Annotated in this window: 18 protein-coding genes; 11 read left to right on the forward strand and 7 right to left on the reverse strand. The window is 65.3% G+C overall.

The genetic code is table 11. The features are described 5' to 3' along the window. Window positions 1-14: 14 nt before the first annotated feature. A complete protein-coding gene (locus tag J2X54_RS05885) occupies window positions 15-2,471 on the forward strand; it encodes a beta-galactosidase (RefSeq protein WP_310179005.1) in 2,457 nt (818 codons plus the stop codon). A gap of 119 nt (window positions 2,472-2,590) precedes the next feature. Then, window positions 2,591-3,181, forward strand: a complete 591-nt coding sequence (locus J2X54_RS05890; protein ID WP_310179007.1) for a hypothetical protein — start codon at window positions 2,591-2,593, stop codon at window positions 3,179-3,181. A gap of 132 nt (window positions 3,182-3,313) precedes the next feature. On the opposite strand, the gene J2X54_RS05895 is transcribed toward J2X54_RS05890, so the two are convergent. After that, window positions 3,314-4,444 (reverse strand): diguanylate cyclase domain-containing protein, encoded by a 1,131-nt coding sequence (locus J2X54_RS05895; protein WP_310179009.1) that lies wholly within the window; start codon window positions 4,442-4,444, stop codon window positions 3,314-3,316. Window positions 4,445-4,690: 246 nt separating this feature from the next. On the opposite strand from J2X54_RS05895, the gene J2X54_RS05900 reads away from it, so the two are divergent. Together J2X54_RS05900 and J2X54_RS05905 are read left to right on the forward strand one after the other, a co-directional pair. Further along, window positions 4,691-10,207: a DUF4011 domain-containing protein gene (locus J2X54_RS05900; protein ID WP_404990884.1), complete on the forward strand. Its 5,517-nt coding sequence runs from the start codon at window positions 4,691-4,693 to the stop codon at window positions 10,205-10,207. 141 nt (window positions 10,208-10,348) lie between these two features. Continuing rightward, the gene (locus J2X54_RS05905; protein ID WP_310179014.1) at window positions 10,349-11,962 is read left to right on the forward strand and encodes a mechanosensitive ion channel family protein; all 1,614 of its coding nucleotides are present in this window, start codon (window positions 10,349-10,351) and stop codon (window positions 11,960-11,962) included. 21 nt (window positions 11,963-11,983) lie between these two features. Here J2X54_RS05905 and J2X54_RS05910 read toward each other — a convergent pair whose 3' ends face one another. Continuing rightward, window positions 11,984-12,493 carry a TspO/MBR family protein gene (locus tag J2X54_RS05910; protein ID WP_310179016.1) on the reverse strand — a complete coding sequence of 170 codons (510 nt, stop codon included), beginning with the start codon at window positions 12,491-12,493 and terminating at the stop codon, window positions 11,984-11,986. A 228-nt stretch (window positions 12,494-12,721) separates the two neighbouring features. Between J2X54_RS05910 and J2X54_RS05915 the strand changes: the two genes are divergently transcribed. Then, window positions 12,722-12,991 (forward strand): GlsB/YeaQ/YmgE family stress response membrane protein, encoded by a 270-nt coding sequence (locus tag J2X54_RS05915; RefSeq protein ID WP_070251096.1) that lies wholly within the window; start codon window positions 12,722-12,724, stop codon window positions 12,989-12,991. A gap of 28 nt (window positions 12,992-13,019) precedes the next feature. Here the strand turns inward: J2X54_RS05915 and J2X54_RS05920 are convergent, their stop codons facing one another. From J2X54_RS05920 to J2X54_RS05930, 3 genes are read right to left on the reverse strand one after another with little or no spacing between them, the layout of a single operon-like run. Continuing rightward, a complete protein-coding gene (locus J2X54_RS05920) occupies window positions 13,020-14,243 on the reverse strand; it encodes an AAA family ATPase (protein WP_310179019.1) in 1,224 nt (407 codons plus the stop codon). A gap of 5 nt (window positions 14,244-14,248) precedes the next feature. Then, complete coding sequence (locus J2X54_RS05925) at window positions 14,249-15,142, reverse strand: tetratricopeptide repeat protein (protein ID WP_310179021.1); 894 nt, start codon at window positions 15,140-15,142, stop codon at window positions 14,249-14,251. Next, window positions 15,139-15,600, reverse strand: coding sequence for a hypothetical protein (locus tag J2X54_RS05930; protein WP_310179023.1), 462 nt, complete (start codon window positions 15,598-15,600; stop codon window positions 15,139-15,141). Before J2X54_RS05930 ends, J2X54_RS05925 begins: the two co-directional genes overlap by 4 nt. A gap of 146 nt (window positions 15,601-15,746) precedes the next feature. On the opposite strand from J2X54_RS05930, the gene J2X54_RS05935 reads away from it, so the two are divergent. Continuing rightward, a complete protein-coding gene (locus J2X54_RS05935; protein WP_310179025.1) occupies window positions 15,747-16,973 on the forward strand; it encodes a cyanophycinase in 1,227 nt (408 codons plus the stop codon). Further along, the gene (locus tag J2X54_RS05940) at window positions 16,970-17,368 is read left to right on the forward strand and encodes a VOC family protein (protein ID WP_310179027.1); all 399 of its coding nucleotides are present in this window, start codon (window positions 16,970-16,972) and stop codon (window positions 17,366-17,368) included. The genes J2X54_RS05935 and J2X54_RS05940 overlap by 4 nt, the downstream gene beginning before the upstream one ends. Window positions 17,369-17,390: 22 nt before the next feature. Here the strand turns inward: J2X54_RS05940 and J2X54_RS05945 are convergent, their stop codons facing one another. Then, entirely contained in the window at window positions 17,391-17,762 is a 372-nt protein-coding gene (locus tag J2X54_RS05945) for a glyoxalase superfamily protein (protein WP_070251084.1), read from the reverse strand. Between the two features lie 150 nt (window positions 17,763-17,912). Between J2X54_RS05945 and J2X54_RS05950 the strand changes: the two genes are divergently transcribed. The 4 genes from J2X54_RS05950 (at window position 17,913) to J2X54_RS05965 (ending at window position 19,888) form a co-directional block, all read left to right on the forward strand. Further along, a complete protein-coding gene (locus tag J2X54_RS05950) occupies window positions 17,913-18,332 on the forward strand; it encodes a hypothetical protein (RefSeq protein WP_310179030.1) in 420 nt (139 codons plus the stop codon). A 32-nt stretch (window positions 18,333-18,364) separates the two neighbouring features. Then, window positions 18,365-18,793: a hypothetical protein gene (locus tag J2X54_RS05955; protein WP_310179032.1), complete on the forward strand. Its 429-nt coding sequence runs from the start codon at window positions 18,365-18,367 to the stop codon at window positions 18,791-18,793. Window positions 18,794-18,986: 193 nt separating this feature from the next. Next, window positions 18,987-19,406, forward strand: coding sequence for a hypothetical protein (locus tag J2X54_RS05960; protein ID WP_229255457.1), 420 nt, complete (start codon window positions 18,987-18,989; stop codon window positions 19,404-19,406). 38 nt (window positions 19,407-19,444) lie between these two features. Continuing rightward, window positions 19,445-19,888 carry a hypothetical protein gene (locus J2X54_RS05965; protein WP_070251068.1) on the forward strand — a complete coding sequence of 148 codons (444 nt, stop codon included), beginning with the start codon at window positions 19,445-19,447 and terminating at the stop codon, window positions 19,886-19,888. Between the two features lie 59 nt (window positions 19,889-19,947). Here the strand turns inward: J2X54_RS05965 and ppk2 are convergent, their stop codons facing one another. After that, window positions 19,948-20,820, reverse strand: a complete 873-nt coding sequence (ppk2, locus tag J2X54_RS05970; protein WP_371851812.1) for a polyphosphate kinase 2 — start codon at window positions 20,818-20,820, stop codon at window positions 19,948-19,950. Window positions 20,821-20,898 lie beyond the last annotated feature (78 nt).

A 20,898-nucleotide genomic window follows, 5' to 3' on the forward strand; every position in this document is an offset into this window, starting at 1 on the left:
TGCACAATTAAAATATGAACCAGACCATCCTGCGCGCGGCCCTGGCTGCGCTGATTTTGCCTGCCACGCTGGCGCAAGCCGACACCCTGCTCAAGATCGACGCTACGGCGCCGGTGGCCGCGCCCTTGCAGGGCCATCTCAAGCAAGGCGCTGCCGTCTCGCCGGCCGGCGTGCGGATCGGCGCCAACAGCCAGTACCTCACGCGCGACGGTCAGCCGTGGTTCCCGGTGATGGGCGAATTTCATTACACGCGTTCGCCGGCCAGCGACTGGGAGCTGGAGCTGCGCAAGATGAAGGCGGCCGGCATCACGGTCGTGGCCAGCTACATCATCTGGAACCACCACGAGGAGCAGGCCGGCAAGTTCGACTGGAGCGACCGCCGCGACCTGCGCCGCTTCCTGCAACTGTGCAAAAAAGTGGGGCTGGAGGCGGTGGTGCGCATCGGTCCGTGGGCCCACGCCGAGGTGCGCTTTGGCGGCATGCCGGACTGGGTGGTGTATGCCATGCCCACGCGCGGTAACGATCCGCAGTATTTGCAGTACGTGCAGCGCTTTTATGACCAGATCGGCCAGCAACTGAAGGGGTTGATGTTCAAGGATGGCGGTCCGGTGGTCGGCGTGCAGCTGGAAAACGAATACAACCTGCGCGGCCCCGGCAAGGGCGCCGAACATATCAGCATGCTCAAGCGGCTGGCGTTGAAGGCGGGCCTCGACGCGCCGCTGTACACGGTCACCGGCTGGGACGGCGCCGTGTATCCGCCGGGCGAGGTCACCCCGGTGTTCGGCGGTTACGTCGACGAACCATGGGCGACGAGCACGCGCGAACTGGCGCCCAAGGAAACCTATGCGTTCCGCTTCGACACCCGCGTCAGCGGCGACCTCGGCGCGCAAACGGTCACCCACGAGCGCGGCACGGCCGATGATGAAATCGGCAAGACGCCGTTCTTCGGCGCCGAGTATGGCCCCGGCGTGCCGTTCATGTACCGCCGCCGGCCGGTGATCGCTGCCGACGACGTGGCGTCGATGGTGCCGGTGCAGCTCGGCTCCGGCGTGAACCTGCTCGGCTACTACATGTTCCACGGCGGCCGCAATCCGGCCGGGCGCACCTGGCTGCAGGAGAGCACCGGCAGCGGCGGCTACAACGACGTACCTTTGATTAACTACGACTTCCAGGCGCCGCTGGGTCCGGACGGCCAGCAGCGCCAGGTGCTCACGCGGCTGCGCCCTTACCACTGGTTCCTGCACGATTTTGGCGCGCGCCTGGCCACCATGACGGTGCGCAAGCCGGCTGCCGTGCCGGCCAATGCCGCCGACCTGGAGACGCCGCGCTACGCGGTGCGCAGCAATGGCGACAGCGGTTTCGTGTTCGTCAACAACCACGTGCGCAAGTATGCGATGGCGGCGCACGAGGACGTACGTTTCAAAGTGGCGCTACCGGGCGGCAAGCTGACCTTCCCAAGTACGCCGGTGGGCATCGCCGATGGCGATTATTTCATCTGGCCCTATAACTTCGACCTGGACGGACCAGTGCTCAAGTCCGCCACCGCGCAACCGCTGGCGCGGCTGGACCTCGGCGCCGACGGCGTGGTGTACGTGTTTGCCGCCCACAAGCGCATTCCGGTGGAGCTGGCGTTCGAGCCGGCCCTGGCCAGGCAGTTGCAGGCCCCAGGCGCCCGCGTGGCCGAGCGTGATGGCAGGCTGGTCGTCGATCAGCTGCAAGCCGGTACAAGCGCCGCTGTCACCATCGCCCGCCAGGGGAAAGGTCCGGTGCGCGTGGTGGTGCTCACTGCCAGCCAGGCCGAGCAACTGACCATCGCCGACGTGGCCGGCAAGCGCCGGCTGCTGCTGAGCGAACAGCAACTGGTGGTCGATGGCGGCGAGTTGCAGCTGCGTTCGGTGGGCAGCAGCGCCTTCCGGGTGGCGGTGTTTCCGGCGCTGGCCAAGGTCTCCACGGCAGCGGCCGGCGTGCAACGGGGCACGGACGGTATCTTCCAGACCTTGGCGGCCACGCTGCCCGAGCGCCAGCTGACCGCCAGCATCGCGCCGCTGCGGGCAGCGCAAGCCGTGCCGCCGCTACTGATCGGCGGCAACGCCAAGGCGGCCCAGGAACCTGGTCCGGAAACCTTTGGCGCTGCGGCCTCGTGGCAGGTGACGGTGCCGCCGGCCCAGCTCGAGGGCCTCGATGACGCCTTGCTCACTATCGACTTCGTCGGCGACATCGGCCGCCTGTACGCCGGTGTGGAGATGCTCGACGATTGGTATTACAGCGGCTACGGCTGGCAATTCGGCCTGCGCCGCCTGGGTGCGCGGCTGGCGCAGCCGCTGACGGTGTCGGTACTGCCGCTGCGCGCCGATGCACCGATCTACCTCGACAACAAGGCCCGGCCGGACTTCGGCGGCCAGGCCCAGCTGGCGCAATTGCGCCAGGTGACGGTGACGCCGGTGTACCTGCTCAGGCTTAACATGAAATAACGTGGCACGATCGCAAGCCCATCTTGCTGAGCAAGGCGCGCAACTTTGTGCCGCGCGGTATTTCGTTACCGAGTTGTCTATAGGGTAAGATTGCGCGTTTCCACCACCGAGGGCTGCGCGTGACCGAACCCATACTCCCTGCCGCCGCAGCCACTGCGCCCGACATCTTCCAGAGCACCATCGATGCCGCCGCGATCGCGCACCTGGAAGCCGGCCTCACCTCGGCGTTTTTCATGATGCTGATGACGATGGGCGACCGGCAGCGGCTGGCAGCTGACCTGGACGCGATACAGGCGAAGTACCATGACAGGATGATGCGCCGCGCCTGGGCTTTGCCGGTGCTGTTATGGTCGTGCTTGCTCGGGTTGGTGATTTGCGCGGCGTTCGCTTTCAATGGCGGCATTTACTACCGCGGCTACCGGCTCGACGCCTGGTTCGCACTGTTCTTTCTGGGCGGACTGGCATTGCTGCCGCTGCTGCGGCGCATGCAGGGGTACCGGTTGAAGCCCGGGTATTTCAACTGGATTTTAGCGCCGGACCGGATGTTACGGCAGTGGACCGCCCGGCGCCTGGCCGCACGCGGCCTGCAGCACGCCCGCAAGCTCACGCCATTCGATGCGCGCTACGAGATCGCCGACGGCATCGCCACTTATTACCGGGTAACGCCAGCGGGTGCTGCGCAGGTGCGGCAGCGACCATTGACCGGCTGACAGGTTGCCGGACCCGGTTTTACGCTGTTGTTCGAAGACACCAAAACCTTCCGTTACATCCTGTTCATGCACCAGCCCAGCGCGCGTTTCGATGCGTTGCTGGCGCAGCAGGGCGTGTTGCCACGGCCGTAATCATGGCGTGAAAATCTGGAACGACCCATCGCCGCGCGCCTTCGCTGCATACATGGCGCTGTCGGCGTCGTGCAGCAGGCTGGCAGTGGTGGCTGCACCGCTACTGGCCAGGCTGATGCCGATCGCGGCGCCCACCTGCACCGGTGTGTCGTCCAGCTGGAACGGCGCCTGCAGGGCGTCGATCAGGCGCTGGGCGATGGCGCCGGCCTCGGCGCGGTCGTGGCACGCGGCCGCCACCACGAATTCGTCGCCGCCCAGGCGCGCCACCGCATCGCCGGAACGCATGCAGTGCTTGAGGCGGGCGCTGACCAGTTGCAGCAGCAAGTCGCCGGCCGCGTGGCCCATGGTGTCGTTGACTTCCTTGAATCCGTTCAGGTCCATGAACAGGATGGCGGTGATGGTGCTGGCGGTGCTGTCGGCCAGCAGCCGGTCCACGTGCTGGAGCAGCCAGGCGCGGTTGGGCAGGCCGGTGAGGGCGTCGCGGGTGGCGCGTTCTTCGTACTCGCGCAGCATCTCCTGGTCGCGCGTGATGTCGCGCGAGACCATGACCGCGCCCACGCACAGCCCGGTCGCCGGCTCGATGATGGCGCTGGCCTTTGTGCCCAGCGCGATGTAGTGACCGTCGCGGTGGCGCTTGCGCACCTCGACCACGTGGGGCACCACGCCGCCACCGAGCACGTGCGACAACGCCTGCACCGAATGCGGCCGGTCGTCCGGATGCAGGAACTCGACCACCGGCTGTCCGACCACGCGTGCCGGGTCCCATCCCATCATCGATTCGTACGACGGCGAAATCGACAGGTAATTGCCATCGGTATCGCAATGCGCGATCAGGTCCGTGGTGTTTTCGATCAGCAGGCGATACTCGTCGGCCTGGTGTCGCACTGCGGCCAGCGCATGGTAATGCGCGGTGAGGTCGGTGATGAAACCCTGGTGGGTTCCCGGCGCCGCCGGCATACCGGACACGCGCACCTGGCGTACGGCGCCGTCGAGGCAGCGCAGCGGCAACTCGATGTCGAACGGCGCTCGCTCAGCTAAGGCAGCGACTACCGCTGCCAGCGGCTGTGCACAGTCCCCCGCGTGCACGGTGGCAATCCACTCGGGCAGCGACAATCCTGCGGGAACCGCCAACACCCCGTCCGGGACGAGTTGTAAAATAGCAAAATCGCCAGACTGGCCGGTGGACCAGATGGCGGAAAGGTTGTGTTGACTGGCGATAGACATGGACTGGCCGCCTGGCGACTGGCGCTTGCGGACTTGGCAAAGGTGACAGGGTTCTTCCGGGGACCACGCTACACTGCCGGGCGTGGGCCATTTGCACCAGTATAACGCGACCTTCAAATCATTGTCGCACGGCATCACTATTATGATAAAAGCATGGGAAATCAAGTGGAACAAGCAGAAACTCCGGCAGCGCCGGCCGCCCGCGTCGAGCTCGACTACGCGATTCATGTCTCGCATGCCAGCAAGCTGAACCTGGCCGACTTTCAGAATGCGGTGCCGCTGCTGCGCGAGTTGGCGCTGGTCAACCACAGCGCGCACGAGGTCACCGGTCTGCAGCTGCGCCTGGTCTCGTTTCCGCCTTTTCTCAAGCCCAAAACCTGGCTGATCGACGCCAGCGGTCCCAAGTCGCGTTACGGCATCGTCGATTGCGACGTCCAGCTCGACGGCGCGCTGCTGGGCAAGCTGACCGAGGCCGAGACTTCGATCATGACTTTCACCCTGGTCTCCGGGGCCGGCTCGGAACAGGAGCAGGTGCTGGCAACGCTGGAGCGCCAGGTCGAACTGCTGGCGCGCAACCAGTGGGGCGGCCTGTCGCATCTGCCCGACCTGGTTGCGGCCTTCGTGCAGCCGAACGAGCCTGCCATCGACCGCCTGCTCAAGCAGGCCGCCGAAGTGCTGCGCGAGGCCGGCAAGCCTGCTGCGCTGGACGGCTACGAAGGGGGCGCGCGCCGCGCCTGGGAATTGACGTCCGCGCTGTGGACTGCCGTGGCGCGGCTCGGCATCGATTACGCCTTGCCGCCGGCCAGTTTCGAGCAGCGCGGTCAGAAAGTGCGCAGCGCCGCGCAGTTGATCGATGGCCGCATCGCCACCTGCCTCGACCTGGCCTTGCTGTTTTGTTCGGTGCTGGAACAGGCCGGCCTGAATCCGGTCATCGTATTTACCAAGGGCCATGCGGTGGCCGGCGTGTGGCTGCGCCAGGAAGAGTTTTCGACGGTGGTGGTCGATGATGTAACGGCCATCCGCAAGCGCCTGCGTCTGCAGGAGCTGGTGCTGTTCGAGACCACGCTGGCCACGGCGCGGCCGGCGCTGTCGTTCACTCACGCCACCGAGGTGGCCGCCGGCCAGCTGGCCGAGGCGGTGCAGGACCAGTTCGAACTGCTGGTCGATATCCGCCGCGCGCGCATGCAGCGCATCAAGCCGCTGGCCAGCCTGGACAGCCATAACGGTGACGCAGCCGGTGACGCTGCCACGCCGGCCACTGCCGCCACCTTCGACGACGCTGTGCCCGACTTGCCCGACCAGCCGCTGCAGGACGCCGCTGCGCTCGACCCGAAAGACCGGCTGGCGCGCTGGCAGCGCAAGCTGCTCGACCTGTCGCTGCGTAACAACCTGCTCAACTTCAGGAGCGGCAAGAAGACCTTGCGGCTCGACGCGCCCGAACCGGCCGCGCTGGAAGACGCGCTGGCGGCAGGCGCGCCGATCCGGCTGGTGCCGCGGCCCGAGCTGATGGAAGGCAGCGACCCGCGCAACCAGGCCTTGCACGAACAGCGCTCACGCGAGGATGTGCGGCGCGAACATGCGCTCGATGCGCTGGCGCGGCGCGAAGTGTTCGTCAGCGTCGATGCGCAGGAGCTCGAGGCGCGGCTGGTGGACCTGTACCGCAGCGCCCGCACCACCTTGCAGGAAGGCGGCGCCAACACCCTGTTCCTGGCGCTGGGCTTTCTCAACTGGACCCGCGACGACAAGGCCGGGCAGGTGTATAAGGCGCCGCTGATCCTGGTGCCGGTGTCGCTGCAGCGCAAAAGCGCGCGGTCCGGCTTTACGCTGAGCCTGCACGAGGACGAGCCGCGCTTCAACCCCACGCTGGTCGAGATGTTGCGGCAGGATTTTCAGCTCAACCTGGGCGTGACCGATGGCGTGCTGCCGCGCGATGGCGCCGGGCTCGACGTGGCGCAGATCTGGCGCACCGTCTCGCACGCGGTGCGCGACATCAAGGGCTGGGAGGTGACGGACGAAGTGGTGCTGGCGCCGTTTTCGTTTGCCAAGTACCTGATGTGGGTGGACCTGGCCCAGCGCACCGACCAGTTGCGCGCAAGCCCGGTGGTGCGCCACCTGATCGACACGCCGCGCGAACCATATTTGTCCACCTCGGCGTTCCCGTCGCCGCAACGGCTCGATGCCGACTACGCGCCCGACCAGACCTTCTGCCCGCTGCCGGCCGACTCGTCGCAACTGTCGGCCGTGATGGCCGGGGCCAAGGGCAAGGATTTCGTGCTGATCGGCCCCCCGGGCACCGGCAAGAGCCAGACCATCGCCAACCTGATCGCCCAGTGCCTGGCCGAAGGCAAGCGGGTGCTGTTCGTATCCGAAAAGATCGCCGCGCTCGACGTGGTGTACCGCCGCCTGCGCGAGGTGGGGCTGGGCGAGTTTTGCCTGGAACTGCACTCGAGCAAGGCGCGCAAGCTCGACGTGATCAACCAGCTGCACCGGGCCTGGGATGCGCAGGGCGATGCCGATCCCGAGGTGTGGCGCGCGCAGTCGCTCAAGCTCAAGCGCCTGCGGGACGAATTGAATCAATATGTCCAACGCCTGCACCAGCGCCACCGTAACGGCTTGAGCATCTTCCAGGCCATCGGCCACGTGGTCGATGGCGACGCCGATGGCGTGCCCCGTGTGGAGCTGACCTGGAGCGACGCCGACGTGCACGACCGGCTCCTGCTCGACGCCCTGCGCGAACTGACCGAGCGCCTGGCGATGAACGCCGCTGCGGTCGGCCAGCAGCACTTGCAGGGCGGACCGTTGATGGCGATCGGCCAGACCGAATGGACGCCATCGTGGCAGCAGGTGCTGACCGGCGCCGTGCGCGCCACGGTGGCGGCGGCCGACGACCTGCAACAGGCGCTGCTGGCGGTGCAAAACGCCACCGGCCTGGCCGGCTTGCCGACCGGCCGCCAGGCCCGGGTAGCGATTGCCGACCTGGTGCGGGTGCTGCCTGACGCCTACGGCCACCAGTGGAGTTTCGTATTTTTGCCGGAAGGACGCGCTGCGCTCGGACGGCTGTGGCATGCGCTGGCGGCGGTTGCGCACGTGCCTGGGCAAGCGCATACACTGGCAACGGCGCCGGCGCCGGCGCCAGCACTTGCAGCGGTCGCGCAACCGCCAGTACCAGCATCAGCGCCAGCACGCACGTCCGCAGCGCAGGCAGGCAGCGGCTGGACCCAGGCGGCCAGCGCCCGCAGCAGCAAGGCGCAGGCACTGCTGTCCGAACCGGTGACGTTGATGAACGCGCTGGGCAAACCGTGGGCGGCCGATATCGTGGCCGAGCTGGAACGGGGCTTGCAGCTGCTGGGCGAACTCAAGGCAGCCGAGAGCGCCCTGTCGGTGCGCTACGGCGAACCGGTCGAACAGCTCGACGTGCAGCGATTGCAGCGCGCGTGGCGCGACGCCGAAGCGAGCATCTGGCCGTTATCGTGGAACCGCAAGCGCCAGCTCGGCAAGCTGCTGGCCGACTGCATGCTGCCCGGCAGTGCCGACGCCGAACCGGACGCGGCCAGGGACCTCGGCTTGCTGGTGCGCATACGCGAACTGCGGGCCGCCATCGACGCGGCCTGGACCGAGCTCGAGAACAGCGAGGCGGCAGTGGCGCGCGTGCTGGCGTTCGAGGCGGCGGTGACGAGCGCCATCGCCAGCCTGGCCGAGAGCGAGGCAGACGGCGCCGTGCTGCGCCAGGCGTTCGACATGCTGGTGGGCGACGGCAATACCCAGCTGGCGCCGGGCGGCGCCGTGGTCACCGCCGGCAAGCGCTACCTGGCCGCCAGCGGCGCGCTGCACACCGCGCTGGAACACCTGGCCAGGACCGCCATGTTCAGCGTGGGCGTGGCGATGCAGTTCGACGAACTGGCAATCGACGAGCTGACCGACCGCTGCGCCCGCGTCCTGGCTGCCGAACCACGCCTGAAGTCCTGGTGCGCCTGGCGCAAGGTACGCGCCGAAGCGCAGTCACAGGCGCTGGGGCCGCTGGTGGGAGCGATCGAGATCGGCGCCGTGGCGCCACAGCGGGCGCTGCATGCTTTCGAGATCAATTACAGCCGCTGGTGGCTCAACCGCGCGGTGGACAACGACGACGTGATCCGCACCTTCGTCTCGGCCGAGCACGAAAAACGCATCGGCGACTTCCGCGCGCTCGACCGCCAGTTCACCGACCTGACCCGCGCCTGGGTGCGGGCCCAACTGTGCGCTGGCATGCCGCGCGCCGACGAGGTCACCCGCAATTCCGAATGGGGCGTGCTGCGCCACGAGATCGGCAAGAAAAAGCAGCACATGCCGCTGCGCGAACTGATGCACAGCATCCCGACCGCGCTGGCCAAGCTGGCGCCGTGCCTGTTGATGAGCCCCTTGTCGATCGCGCAGTACCTGGCGGCCGATACCGACGCCTTCGACCTGGTGGTCTTCGACGAAGCGTCGCAAATTCCCGTGTGGGACGCCATCGGCGCCATGGCGCGCGGCAAGCAGGTGGTGATGGTGGGCGATCCGAAGCAACTGCCGCCAACCTCGTTCTTCGACCGGGCCGATGCCTCGGAGGACGATGAAGATGTGGAAGTGGACCTGGAGAGCATCCTCGACGAATGCATGGGCGCCAACCTGCCCACCATGCACCTGGCCTGGCACTACCGCAGCCGCAACGAGTCGCTGATTGCCTTTTCCAACCACCGGTACTACGGCGGCGGCCTGGTGACGTTCCCGTCGCCGGTGGCCGAAGACCGGGCCGTGAGTTTCCACCACGTGGCCGGCGTGTACGACAAGGGCGGGGCGCGCACCAACGTGCTCGAAGCGAAAGCGCTGGTGGCGGACATCGTCGCCAAGCTCACGGCGCCCGGCTTCCGCGCATCGACACTGACCATCGGCGTGGTCACCTTCAACACCGAGCAGATGCACCTGATCGAAGACTTGCTCGACGAAGAGCGGCGCCGCGACCCGGCGCTGGAGCCATATTTCATCGAATCGGAACTGGAACCCCTGTTCGTCAAGAACCTCGAATCGGTCCAGGGCGACGAGCGCGACATCATCTATTTTTCGGTCACGTACGGTCCCGACCAGGGCGGCGGCGTGTCGATGAACTTCGGCCCGATGAACCGCGATGGCGGCGAGCGCCGCCTGAACGTGGCGATCACGCGCGCCCGCCAGGAGTTGCGCGTGTTCTCCAGCCTGAAGGGCGAACAGTTCGACCTGTCGCGCACCCAGGCGGCCGGGGTGCGCGACCTCAAGCACTTCCTCGAGTTTGCCGAACGCGGCCCACGCGCGCTGGCCGAGGCCACCCGTGGCAGCCAGGGCGGCTTCGACAGCCCGTTCGAGGAGGCAGTAGCCGCCGCGCTGGCTGCGCGGGGCTGGCAGGTGCACACCCAGGTCGGGGCGTCGTCGTTCCGGGTGGACCTGGCCATCGTTCATCCCGACACGCCCGGCGTGTACCTGTGCGGCGTGGAATGTGACGGCGCTACCTATCACCGCTCGGCCACGGCCCGCGACCGCGACCTGCTGCGCGAGCAGGTGCTGCGCGGACTGGGGTGGGAAATCCTGCGCATCTGGTCCACCGACTGGTGGATCGACCGCGAGGGCACGCTGGACCTGGTGCATGGCGAGTTGGCGCGGCTGCTGGAAGCGAGCAGGGGTTAGTCGGAAGAACTGAACTCCGCATGGATTTTCGTCAACAGTGCGTAGGTGGGGCGGCCCGAATGCTAGACTTTGGGGCCATGCGCGTGCTTATTCGTACTTTTTTGCACTTTTTTGCGCCCCATTTTTGCAAACGAGGTCCATTTGCCCAAGCGATTCTTACACCATATTCTGCTCTGCCTGATGCTGGCGGTGAACCTGCCCGCCGCCATGGCTGCCGCGCCCAAGGCCCCCGCGCCAGCGCCGGAAACCCCTACCGATAACCTGGGCCGCGAGACGCCGCGCTCGGCCGTTGCGGGCCTGATCGGCGCCCTTGCCGAGCTCGACTACGACCGTGCCGCGCAGTACTTCGATGTGCCCGATCCCACCAGCAACCGCCAGCAGCTGGCCGTCGCCACCCAGGCCCGCACCTTCCACGCCTTGCTCGACGACAGCGGCTCGCTCAAGCCGTTTGCTGCGCTCTCGAACCAGGAGGCCGGCAAGCTCGATGACGAGCTCGATCCGGACAAGGAAGACATCGGCGAAGTCACCTTGCAGGACAAGAAAATCCCGATCGTGATGACGCGCAGCGCTGAAGGCGAGCCCAAGATCTGGCGCATCTCGAAAGAGACGCTAAGCCAGATTTCGGCCGCCGCCCGGCGCGCGCCGGTGCCGGCCGCGCCGGCGGAGCACGAAGTGCTGGTCGGCGGCGCGCCGCTCAAAGACTGGGCCACGTTGCTGGGCCTGGGCGTGGCGATCTTCGGCGGCTTGTGGCTGCTCTCGGTCGTGCTGGTGGTCGGCACGCGCCGCCTGCTGTCCGACCCGGCCGCCAGCAGCCCGTTCCGCTTCTTCGAGGCGGCTTTGCCGCCGTTCAGCCTGTTAGTTGGCGTGTTCGTGTTCTATAACTGGGCCGACCAGCTGCCGGTGTCGATCGTGGCGCGCCAGACCTTGCTGCGCTATACCGGCATCGTCACCGCCATCGCGGTGGTGTGGTTCAGCTTGCGGCTGGTCGACGGTATCGCCGACCTCGCCATTACCCGCATGCAGCGTCACCAGCGCCGCCAGGTCGTCTCCGTGATCATCCTGGTGCGCCGCGCCGTGAAATTCCTGCTGCTGGCGTTTTCCGTCATCGCCATTCTCGACACCTTCGGCATCGACGTTACCACCGGTATCGCTGCACTCGGTATCGGCGGTATCGCATTGGCCCTGGGCGCCCAGAAGACCGTGGAAAACCTGGTTGGCAGCGTCACCCTGATCGCCGACCGGCCGCTGCAGGTGGGCGACTTCGTCAAGGTGGGCGACGTGGTGGGCACGGTGGAAGACGTGGGTATCCGCTCCACCCGCATCCGTACCGGCGAGCGCACCGTGGTGACGGTGCCCAACGGCGACCTGTCGGCGCGCCAGATCGAAAATTACGCTGACCGCGACCGCTTCCTGTTCAATCCGGTCATTGCGATTGCCTACAGCACGCCGTCGGCCAAGTTGCGCGAAGCGATCTCGATCGTCCAGCAGATCATTGCCGGCAATGTGAACATGGCCGAAGGCGGCCGGGCCCGGCTGGGCAATATCAGCGACCGCTCGTTCAACATCGAAGTGTTTTCCTACATCAACGTGAAGGAATTCGACACCCAGGTGATTATCCGCGAGGAGCTGCTGCTCGATATATATCAGCAGCTGGAAGAGGCCGGCATCGAGCTGGCGTTCCCGACCCAGACCGTGGTGTACCTCAGCAAGCACCCGCAAGAAGGGCAGGACGAACCGCTGGCAGCGCGGCCCTGACGCCACCCGGCGTGGCGTGTATCAACCCAGCACGCCCGGGTTGCGCTGCCAGATGCTGTAGCACAGCGCACCCGCGAAGGTCACCCAGGCTATATAAGGCAGCAGCAACAGTCCCGCCAGGCGGTCGCGCCGGCCGAAGGCGACGATGGTGGCGGCAATCGCCAGCCACAGCACGATGATCTCGGCAAACGCCAGCGGACCGTTGTGCCAGGCGAAGAACAGCCAGCTCCACAGCGCATTGAGCACCAGCTGCACCACGTACAAGGTCAGCTCCGGCCGCACGCTGCGGATGGGAGCAGTCCGGTACACGCGCCATGCGGCCACCGCCATCAGCGCATACAGCACGGTCCAGGCCGGCCCGAACAGCCAGGCCGGCGGCGCCCACTCGGGCCGGTCCAGCTGCGCGTAAAAGGTGCCCGCCTGCGAGGTGGCAAAGGCGCCGATGGCGGCGAACAGGAAGGTGAACACCACCGAGCCGGCCAGGGCCGGTAATTGCAGGGGACGGGCGGGAGGGTGTGCTTGGCTGGTCATGATGGATACTCCTGGAATGTATGAAGCGATGGTGCCGCAAGCGCGGGGCTAACGCTGTTCGCCAGCATACAGTTGGCAGGGCGCCGGGCGCAAGTTAGGAATTTTCCCACACCAGTATGCGACGAGTGCCGATAGCCTTGCTTGTGCAAGCTCTCGATAATCAATCGACCTGCCGGCTTCTCGGTTGGCAGGCACACTAAAGGCACACTCAACTACAAGGGGGAAAAGATGAATCTGATACTGTGGATAGTCATAGGCGGCATCCTGGGCTGGCTGGCCAGCCTGGTCATGAAAACCGACGCCCAGCAAGGCTTGCTGCTCAACGTGGTGGTCGGCATAGTCGGCGCGCTGCTCAGTGGCTGGCTGCTGGCGCCCATGCTGGGCACGGGCACCATCAATTCCGACGATTTCAGCCTGGCGTCGCTCGGGGTTTCGTTCGTTGGCGCGTTGATCCTGCTGGCCATCGTCAACCTGTTCCGCCGCGGCCGGGTGCGATAACCTGGCCAGCTGCGGTTCGGGCTGGGGCTCAGGCGAACTTGGTCTTCTTCAGGTATTTCTCGACGTCGCGGTAGCTGTCGTCGCTGCCGGCGTAGCGTACCAGGTTGCGCGCCGTTTTCAGCCACTCGATGGTGGACGGCTGCATCTGTTCCAGGGCGTACTCCATGTCCCTGGGGCCGATCGGCCGTTCTGGCGCGCCCGACAGGATGTCGTGCAGCGTGCTTTCCTTGGCCAGGTCGATCAGGCCGTCGATGTCGGCGCCCGAGTAGTGCGGCGTGGCGGTTACCAGCGCGTCCACGTCGATGTCCTGTACCGGGATGTCGCGCAGCTTGAGTTCGATGATGTGCTTGCGCGCCTCGGCGTCCGGCGGTGGCACGAATAGCTGGCGCGCGAAACGGCCGGTGCGCTTCATGGCCTGGTCCACGTCCCACGGCATATTGGTGGCTGCCAGGAACAGCACGTCGCGGTTGTCGCGCTCGAAGCCGTCCAGTTGCGACAGGAATTCGTTGACGATGGTGCGGCTGTTTTCGCTGTGCGCCTTGCTGCGCGAGAAGGCCAGGGCGTCGAGCTCGTCGAAGAAGAGCACACAAGGCTTTTGCGCACGCGCCTTCTCGAACAACTGCGCCAGCGCGCGTTCGCTTTCGCCGCGCCACATGCTGAGCACTTCGCTGATGCCCACCGAGACGAACGACGCATTGCACTCGTTGGCGATGGCGCGCGCGATCATGGTTTTGCCGCAGCCGGGCGGCCCGTACAGCAAAATGCCGCCGCCACCGCTTTTCTTGAACCTGGCGAACAGGCCGGGGCGCAGGAACGGTTCGATGATGTGCAGGCGCAGTGTCTTCTTGAGGTCGTCCATGCCGCCCACGTCGGCAAAACGTACCTGGTCGGGCGCCTCCGGCTTGAGCGGGACGACCTTGCCGCCGCCCACTACCGACAGCGCCGGGCCGGTCGCCGGCCGCGCCTTTTGCTGCAACTGTTCCAGTGCGTCGTGCGGCGCGAAGTCCGGTTGCTGTCGCGCGGCCGTGTAGGCCGCCAGCGCCTCGGTGTTACGTTCCAGTGCCAGCAGGGCCAGCGCCTTGCCGGTCAGGCTGGCGGCGTCGACCTGCTGGCGCGCTGCCAGTTCAAACTGGGTCAGGGCGGCTGGCGCATCGTGCGCGTCCAGCAGCAGGCGGGCGTAAGCCAGGCGGGTATCGAGATTGAACGGGTCGCTTACCAGCGCCGCTTCGTACGTTTCACGTGTCATGGTCATGGCGGTCAGAGTCCTGCGCGGCGTTTGAGCCAGCGCGTCAAGAGGGAGGGATAAATCCAGGAATAGGCGCAATAGCCGAGCAGGGTCCAGGTGGCGGCGCTGGAAAACAGCGGCGCCTGGTTGCGGACCAGGTTCAGCGCCAGCAGGGTGATCACGTACAGTGCCGCCGAGGCGGCCCAGCCCCAGCGGTTGAGCGGCCACAGCGGCAACATGCTCCAGTGGCTCAAGGCGTCGAGCTGCACCACCAGTTCCAGCACTTCGCGCGAGCTCGGGTACAGCTTGAGCAGCTCTACCGCGATGCGCTTGGCGGCCTTGTAGCGGCCCCGGCTGATCAGGTGGGTGATCAACATGCGCGCCGTGTTTTCGCTTTCCGGGTGGCCTTGCAGCAGCCGCGCCAGCCCCGCCTGTTCGGCGCCCTTGCGGCCGTCGATGATGTCGCCGATCAGGCAGGTGGTCAGGGCCAGTTCGTTGTTCGGGTCGAGCCTGAACGCTTCGCGCGCCAGCGCCTGGGCTTTTTCGATGTGCAGGGTGCGGTACATCAGCAGTGCGTAGCGCGCGTACTGGAACCCGGCTTCCGGGTATTCGCGTATCAGTTCGATCAGCAACAGTTCAGCTTGCGGCAACTCGCCGGCATCTTGCAGCACGCTCACCATCAGCGAACGGGCGGCATAGTCTTCGGGGTCGCGGGCCAGGATCTGTTGCAGGGTGCGGCGCGCCTGGTCGCCGGCGTCGGTGTTGTAATCGACGCAGGCGGCGGCAAACAGCAGCGCGTGGTCGTCCGGGTAATGCGCCAGCGCTTCGCCGATCAGCACGCGAGCCTGGGCATAACGGCTGCGTTCGATCAGTCCGTCGATTTGCAGCGCATAGTCGCGCGCGGAGAGCAGGCCGTTCTCGCTCATGGCGCCATCTCCCTGAACAGTTTGAAGAGGCCGACCATGATGCCGTAGCCGGCAGCGATGCAGATAATCGCGGGAATCCACGGCGATGGCGGCTTGTCGGCGAAGAAGGCGGCCGAGCGGTGCTGCTTCTGGTGCAGCGCGTAAAATACGCCGCAGATCGCCAGCGAGAGCAAGGTGCGCAGCGCGCGCACCATGTCGTTGCCCAACAAGTCGAACAGGCCATTGAACAGCGCCGGCTGGAACAGCAGCGCATACACGAAGCCGACGATCACGGCGGCGCCCGCCAGGTGTACCGGGATGTCGGCCGTGCGGCGCAGGCGCCAGGAATTGAGGCCGCTATAGAGCAGGGCGGCAGCCGGCCCGCCGAAGAAGGCGACCAGGAAGCTCGACTGGATCGAGTACAGCTTGACCGGCCGGGTAGTGGCCGACAGCGAGGGGGTAAGCAGATGTTCGCGCATGAGATTGATGTGGTCGGCAAGGCCGCATGGTAGCAAGTCGCGCCGCTGCGGGCAAATGAATTGTTGCCTGTATGGTAGTCTTACGGCAGCGCGCTGACGGATGGCGCAATCACGGCGAAAACGATCGAAGACTGGGGATGGCAGGCATGGCAAGTATTGTTCGGGCGGCGATGGTGGTGGCAATGTCCATTTCGATGATGTTGACGGTCCAACAGGCAACTGCAGCGGGGGCGGAGGCGCCTCCCAAGGGCTCGCTGGTGATCGCCGGCGGCGCGGTTCGCGGCGATAATACGGTGATCTGGCAGCGCGTGGTGCAACTGGCCGGCGGCCCCGGCGCCCGCATTGCGGTGCTGCCCAGCGCGGCCGGCAACCCGGTACGCTCTGGCGCCACTGCGGCCGCCGGCTTGAACCGGCAGGGCGCCAACGCCTTCGTGGTGCCGCTGGCGGTGCGCATGAAAGACCGCGACTACCGCCGCGACGCCGACGACGACAGCATCGCCAAGTCGATCCGCGATGCCGGCGGCGTGTATTTCTCGGGTGGCGACCAGGCCCTGATCACCCAGGCGCTGGTGCGCCCGGACGGCAGCCGCAGCAAGGTGCTCGAGGCAATCTGGGACGTGTACCGGCGCGGCGGCGTGATTTTCGGCACCAGCGCCGGCGCCGCCATCATGAGCACCACCATGTATTACGAGGCCAAGACCGTGTTCGGCACGCTGAGCGAAGGCGTCAATGGTCGCGAGCTGGCACTGGGCCTTGGCTTCGTCGGCGACGACATCTTCATTGACCAGCACCTGCTGGCGCGCGGACGCTTCGCGCGCATGTTGCCTGCCATGCTCAAGAAGGGTTACAAGCTGGGTATCGGCATCGACGAGAATTCGGCGGTAGTGATCAACGCCCAGCGCGAAGTGGAAGTGCTGGGCTACCAGGGCGCGCTGCTGGTGGACCTGACCCGGGCCACCGTCAACAGCGACATCAAGGATTTCAATTTGCAGAACGCGCGCCTGAGCTACCTCGATCGCGGCGACAAGTACGACCTCAAGCTGCACAAGTACACACCGTCCGAGGACAAGATCGAGGGCAAGGTCGATCCGGCCAACCCGTATTATTCCGACCCGGTGTTCTCGGCCGATGTGCTCGGCCATAACACCATCCTGATCATGATGTCGAAGCTGGTGGACAGCTCGCAGAAGGAGGCGATCGGCATCGCTACCGCCGGCCCGGGCGAGCCGCACCAGGAACTCGGCTTCGAATTCAAGCTCACCCGCGACGCCGCCACCACCGGCTATTCTTCGGCGGCGTCGGAGGCCTACACGGTCCTCAATATGCGGCTCGATGTGCGGCCGCTGAAAATCACCCGGCCCTGGTACCAATGATTTCGCATGTCCATGTCGGCGTGAACGAGTTCGGTGCCGCACTGCGGTTTTACCAGGCGGTGTTGCCGGAGCTGGGACTCGCGATCAAGTTTTCCGATTCCGAACGACAATGGGCGGGCTGGATGAAGCCCGGCGTGCCGCGTCCGCTGTTCGTAATCGGCACGCCGCACGACGGCGCCCCGGCTGCGGTGGGCAACGGTCACATGGTAGCGCTGCTGGCACCCACGCGCGCTGCAGTAGACCGTTTTTATCATGTCGCGCTGGAAGCGGGCGCGACCTGCGAAGGCCCACCCGGGTTGCGCCCGCACTATCACGCTGATTACTACGGCGCCTACGTCCGCGACCCTGAAGGCAACAAGATCGCGGTGTGTTGCCACGATCCGGTAGCCGCGTAGATACGCCTCTTCAGTCACTTCCTCACGCCTGTTCGGCAACCTGTACGAACGTCAGCCGGTTGCCGAACGGGTCCTTGATCGACATTTCCCTGCTGTCCCATGGCATGTCTTCGATAGCGGGCCGCGCGTAGCCGTAAGGCTTGGCGGCCAGTTCGGCGTGCAAGGCGTCGATATCGTCCACCGTGATGCGGATGGCCGCGCCGGGGCAGCAGTCGCCGTGGTGTTCGGTCAGGTGCAGCACGCAGGCGCCGCGCGATACCTGCTGGTACAGCGGCATGCCCGGTTCGTAGCGATGCTCCCAGTCGCGCTTGAAACCGAGGTAATCGATGTAAAACACCTGCGCTTTTTCCTCATCGAACATTCTGAGCAGTGGTGTAACGGTACCCATTTGCATTTTTAATCCCCACGGAAATTCAAGCCTTCGATAGTACCCGCGATCTGGTGCGGAAGTCGATTGCATCAGCATCGGTGTCGCCCGGCTGGCTACGCTGAAGACAGGCTCATCGCGAGTCTGGCGTTCTCGTTATCAACCCTGGAGGTCATGATGGAAGACGATATCTACAACCTGTTTCTCACAAGCGAACAGGGCTGGAGCCTGTTTTGCACCTTGCGCTTGCGCCTGACCCAGCCGCTCACCAGCGGTGGCAGCTTGCGCTTGCCGCCATTGCTCGACGCCGCCCTGGCGCCTGCCACCCAGCAACTGACGCCGCTGCCAATTACGGGATCTATTTCAATACCGCTGTTGTTGCCGTTTCGTGCAGTGCCGCTGCGTGGCATCGCTTTCGCCACGCCCGCCGGCCTGTTTTCGTTCGCACTCGACAGCGGCAACGCGCGGCCGGCGGCCGGCATCCAGCTGTTCCCGTTCGGCAGCCCGGACCTGGGCGGCTTCGTGGTGTGGGGTACCAGCGCTTACAGCGAGCTGGTATTCAGCGCGCTGGCACGCCAGCTGCCGCGCGCGTTCTGACCTCACTCTCAACTGTCATGAAAGGAAGCATCATGGATGAGTTCATTTACAACCTGTTCCTGAAATCGCGCGGCGGCCTGGCCTTGCTGGGGGTGTTGCGCTACCGGTTGACCGGCATCGAGGTCGACCAGGCCGGCGACGACAACATCTTCTCCTTGCCCGCGCTGCGGCAAGCCCATGCGAATCAACAGCAACAGGAAACCATCGAGGCGCTGGTGGTGCGGGCCGAGGGCAGCATCACGATTCCGGCACTGACCGGCAGCCGCGCCATTCCGGTCGCTGATGTGGCCTTCTTTATCCAGATGGGGCCGCCGATCGTGACGCGCCTGTTCAGTGCCGACAGCACCGTGCTGATGTGCTTCAACCAGGTCAACAACCAGCAGATCGGCGGCGGCCTGTTGTGGGGACCGACCACGACCAGCTTTGCCCTGCTCGGCAGGCGCCAAATGCTGCCGGCTTGACGATTTTGTTTCCTTCTCACCCCGCGTGGACCGGGCGATTGTCGGCCCCCGTCCACGGTCTTGCCGCCCCTCATTCCCATTTGAGCCCAACATCGAATTGATCAGCATCTCAGTGCATGTGGCTGGCTAAGCTTGACCACCGGCCGCGAACCGGCCGGACAACGAGTTTGTTTCCAATCCTTGGGAGGTCATGATGAACGACTTTATCTACAACCTGATACTGACAGGCGAGCAGGGGCTGACCCTGTTCGGCACCTTGCGTTTTCGCTTCACCGATCCGCTGGCGGCCGTGCCCGATGGCGGCGTACCGGCTTTGCTGGCTGAAAATCAGCAGCTTGGCGTGATCACGGCGGTGGTGATCCCGCTGGAAGGTTCGATTTCGATGCCGCTGCTGACCGGCTTTGGTCGTGTGCCATTACAAGGCGTGTTGCTGGCCACGGCGGCCGGCCCGATCACCACGGTGTTCGGCACTGCCGATCCGGCCCGCCAGATTTTCGTGCAATTCAACCAGATCAGCGGCAACCAGATCGCCGGTGGGACGGTCTGGCGCGCTGGCGAGCCGGCCGAGCTGGTGTTCAGCCTGCTGGGCTTCCAGCTGCGCCTGCCTTTCTGAGTGTCGTCACCCCCGTGTTTATACCGAAGGAGATTATCATGGATGAATCCATTTTTAACCTGCTGCTGAAGACCGCGCAGGGCCTGACGTTGTTCGGTGCCTTGCGTTTTCGCATCGACTTCACCCAGCCCGCTGACGGTCCCGCCAACGCCGCTGCGGCCGGCGCCGACGTCGCCAAGCTGTACTCGCAAGTGCAGCAGCAAACCACGTTCGAGCTGTTCGCTTACCGGATCGACGGCTCGGTCACCATTCCGTTCGTGACGGGTTTGCGCCCGGTCCCGATCACCGGCCTGGCGCTGTTCACCTTCCTGGGACCACCGGCAACCTTCATCACCAGCAGCACCGAATCGCAACGCAACCTGTTCTTCCAGTTCAACCAGCTCACCAACGACAATAGCGCCGGTGGGCTGGTGTGGCGCCCCGGGGAGCCGGGCGAATTGATTTTCAGCGCGCTGGGGACGCAACTGCAATTGCCGGCCTGAGTTTCATGGCGCTAAGAAAAGGCGCGCATCCGGGTGGGGCGCGCCTTTTCTTGTTTTTGTCAGTAATATTCGGGCACGATGATCTCTGCGGGTACCGGGCGGCGCACGTAGTCGTCGTGGTACTCGCGCTCGGGCAAGGTAATTTCCGCGTGCGGCACCTCCACGTAAGGCATTTGCGACAGCAGGTGGTGGATGCAATTGAGGCGCGCCTTCTTCTTGTCGACGCCTTGCACCACCCACCACGGCGCCTCCGGAATATGGGTGCGCTCGAGCATGATTTCCTTGGCCTTCGTGTATTCCTCCCAGCGGCGCCGCGATTCCAGGTCCATCGGGCTCAGTTTCCACTGCTTGAGCGGATCGTGGATGCGGCCGAGGAAGCGGGCATTCTGCTCTTCGTCCGAGATCGAGAACCAGTATTTGATGACCTGGATGCCGGAGCGGGCCAGCATGCGCTCGAATTCCGGCACGTCCTGGAAGAATTCCTCGTATTGTTCGTCGCTGCAAAAGCCCATCACGCGTTCGACGCCGGCGCGGTTGTACCAGCTGCGGTCGAACAGCACGATTTCGCCGGCGGCCGGCAGGTGCGACACGTAACGCTGGAAGTACCACTGCGTGCGTTCGCGGTTGTTGGGCGCGGGCAGGGCGGCCACGCGGCAGACGCGCGGATTCAAACGCTGGATGATGCGCTTGATTACGCCACCCTTGCCGGCGGCGTCGCGCCCTTCGAAGATGATCACCACCTTGTGGCCGGTGTGCACCACCCAGTCTTGCAGCTTGACCAGCTCGGCCTGCAGGCGGAACAGTTCGCGAAAATACAGGCGGCGCTCTTCCTTGGCCGAGTCGGTGCGCTCGTATTCGATGACCTTGCGCGTGACCGGATCGATTTCGCGGTCTTCCAGTTCCATTTCCAGTTCTTCGTCGTAGCCGTCCATCAGCTCGAAATGCACGCGTTCGAGTAATTGTTCCTGGTTCAGATTCACGCAATACTCCTCAGTTTGGACTTGCATTAC

The sequence above is a fragment of the Duganella sp. 3397 genome (genome assembly GCF_031456625.1).
GTDB lineage: Bacteria > Pseudomonadota > Gammaproteobacteria > Burkholderiales > Burkholderiaceae_D > Rugamonas > Rugamonas phyllosphaerae.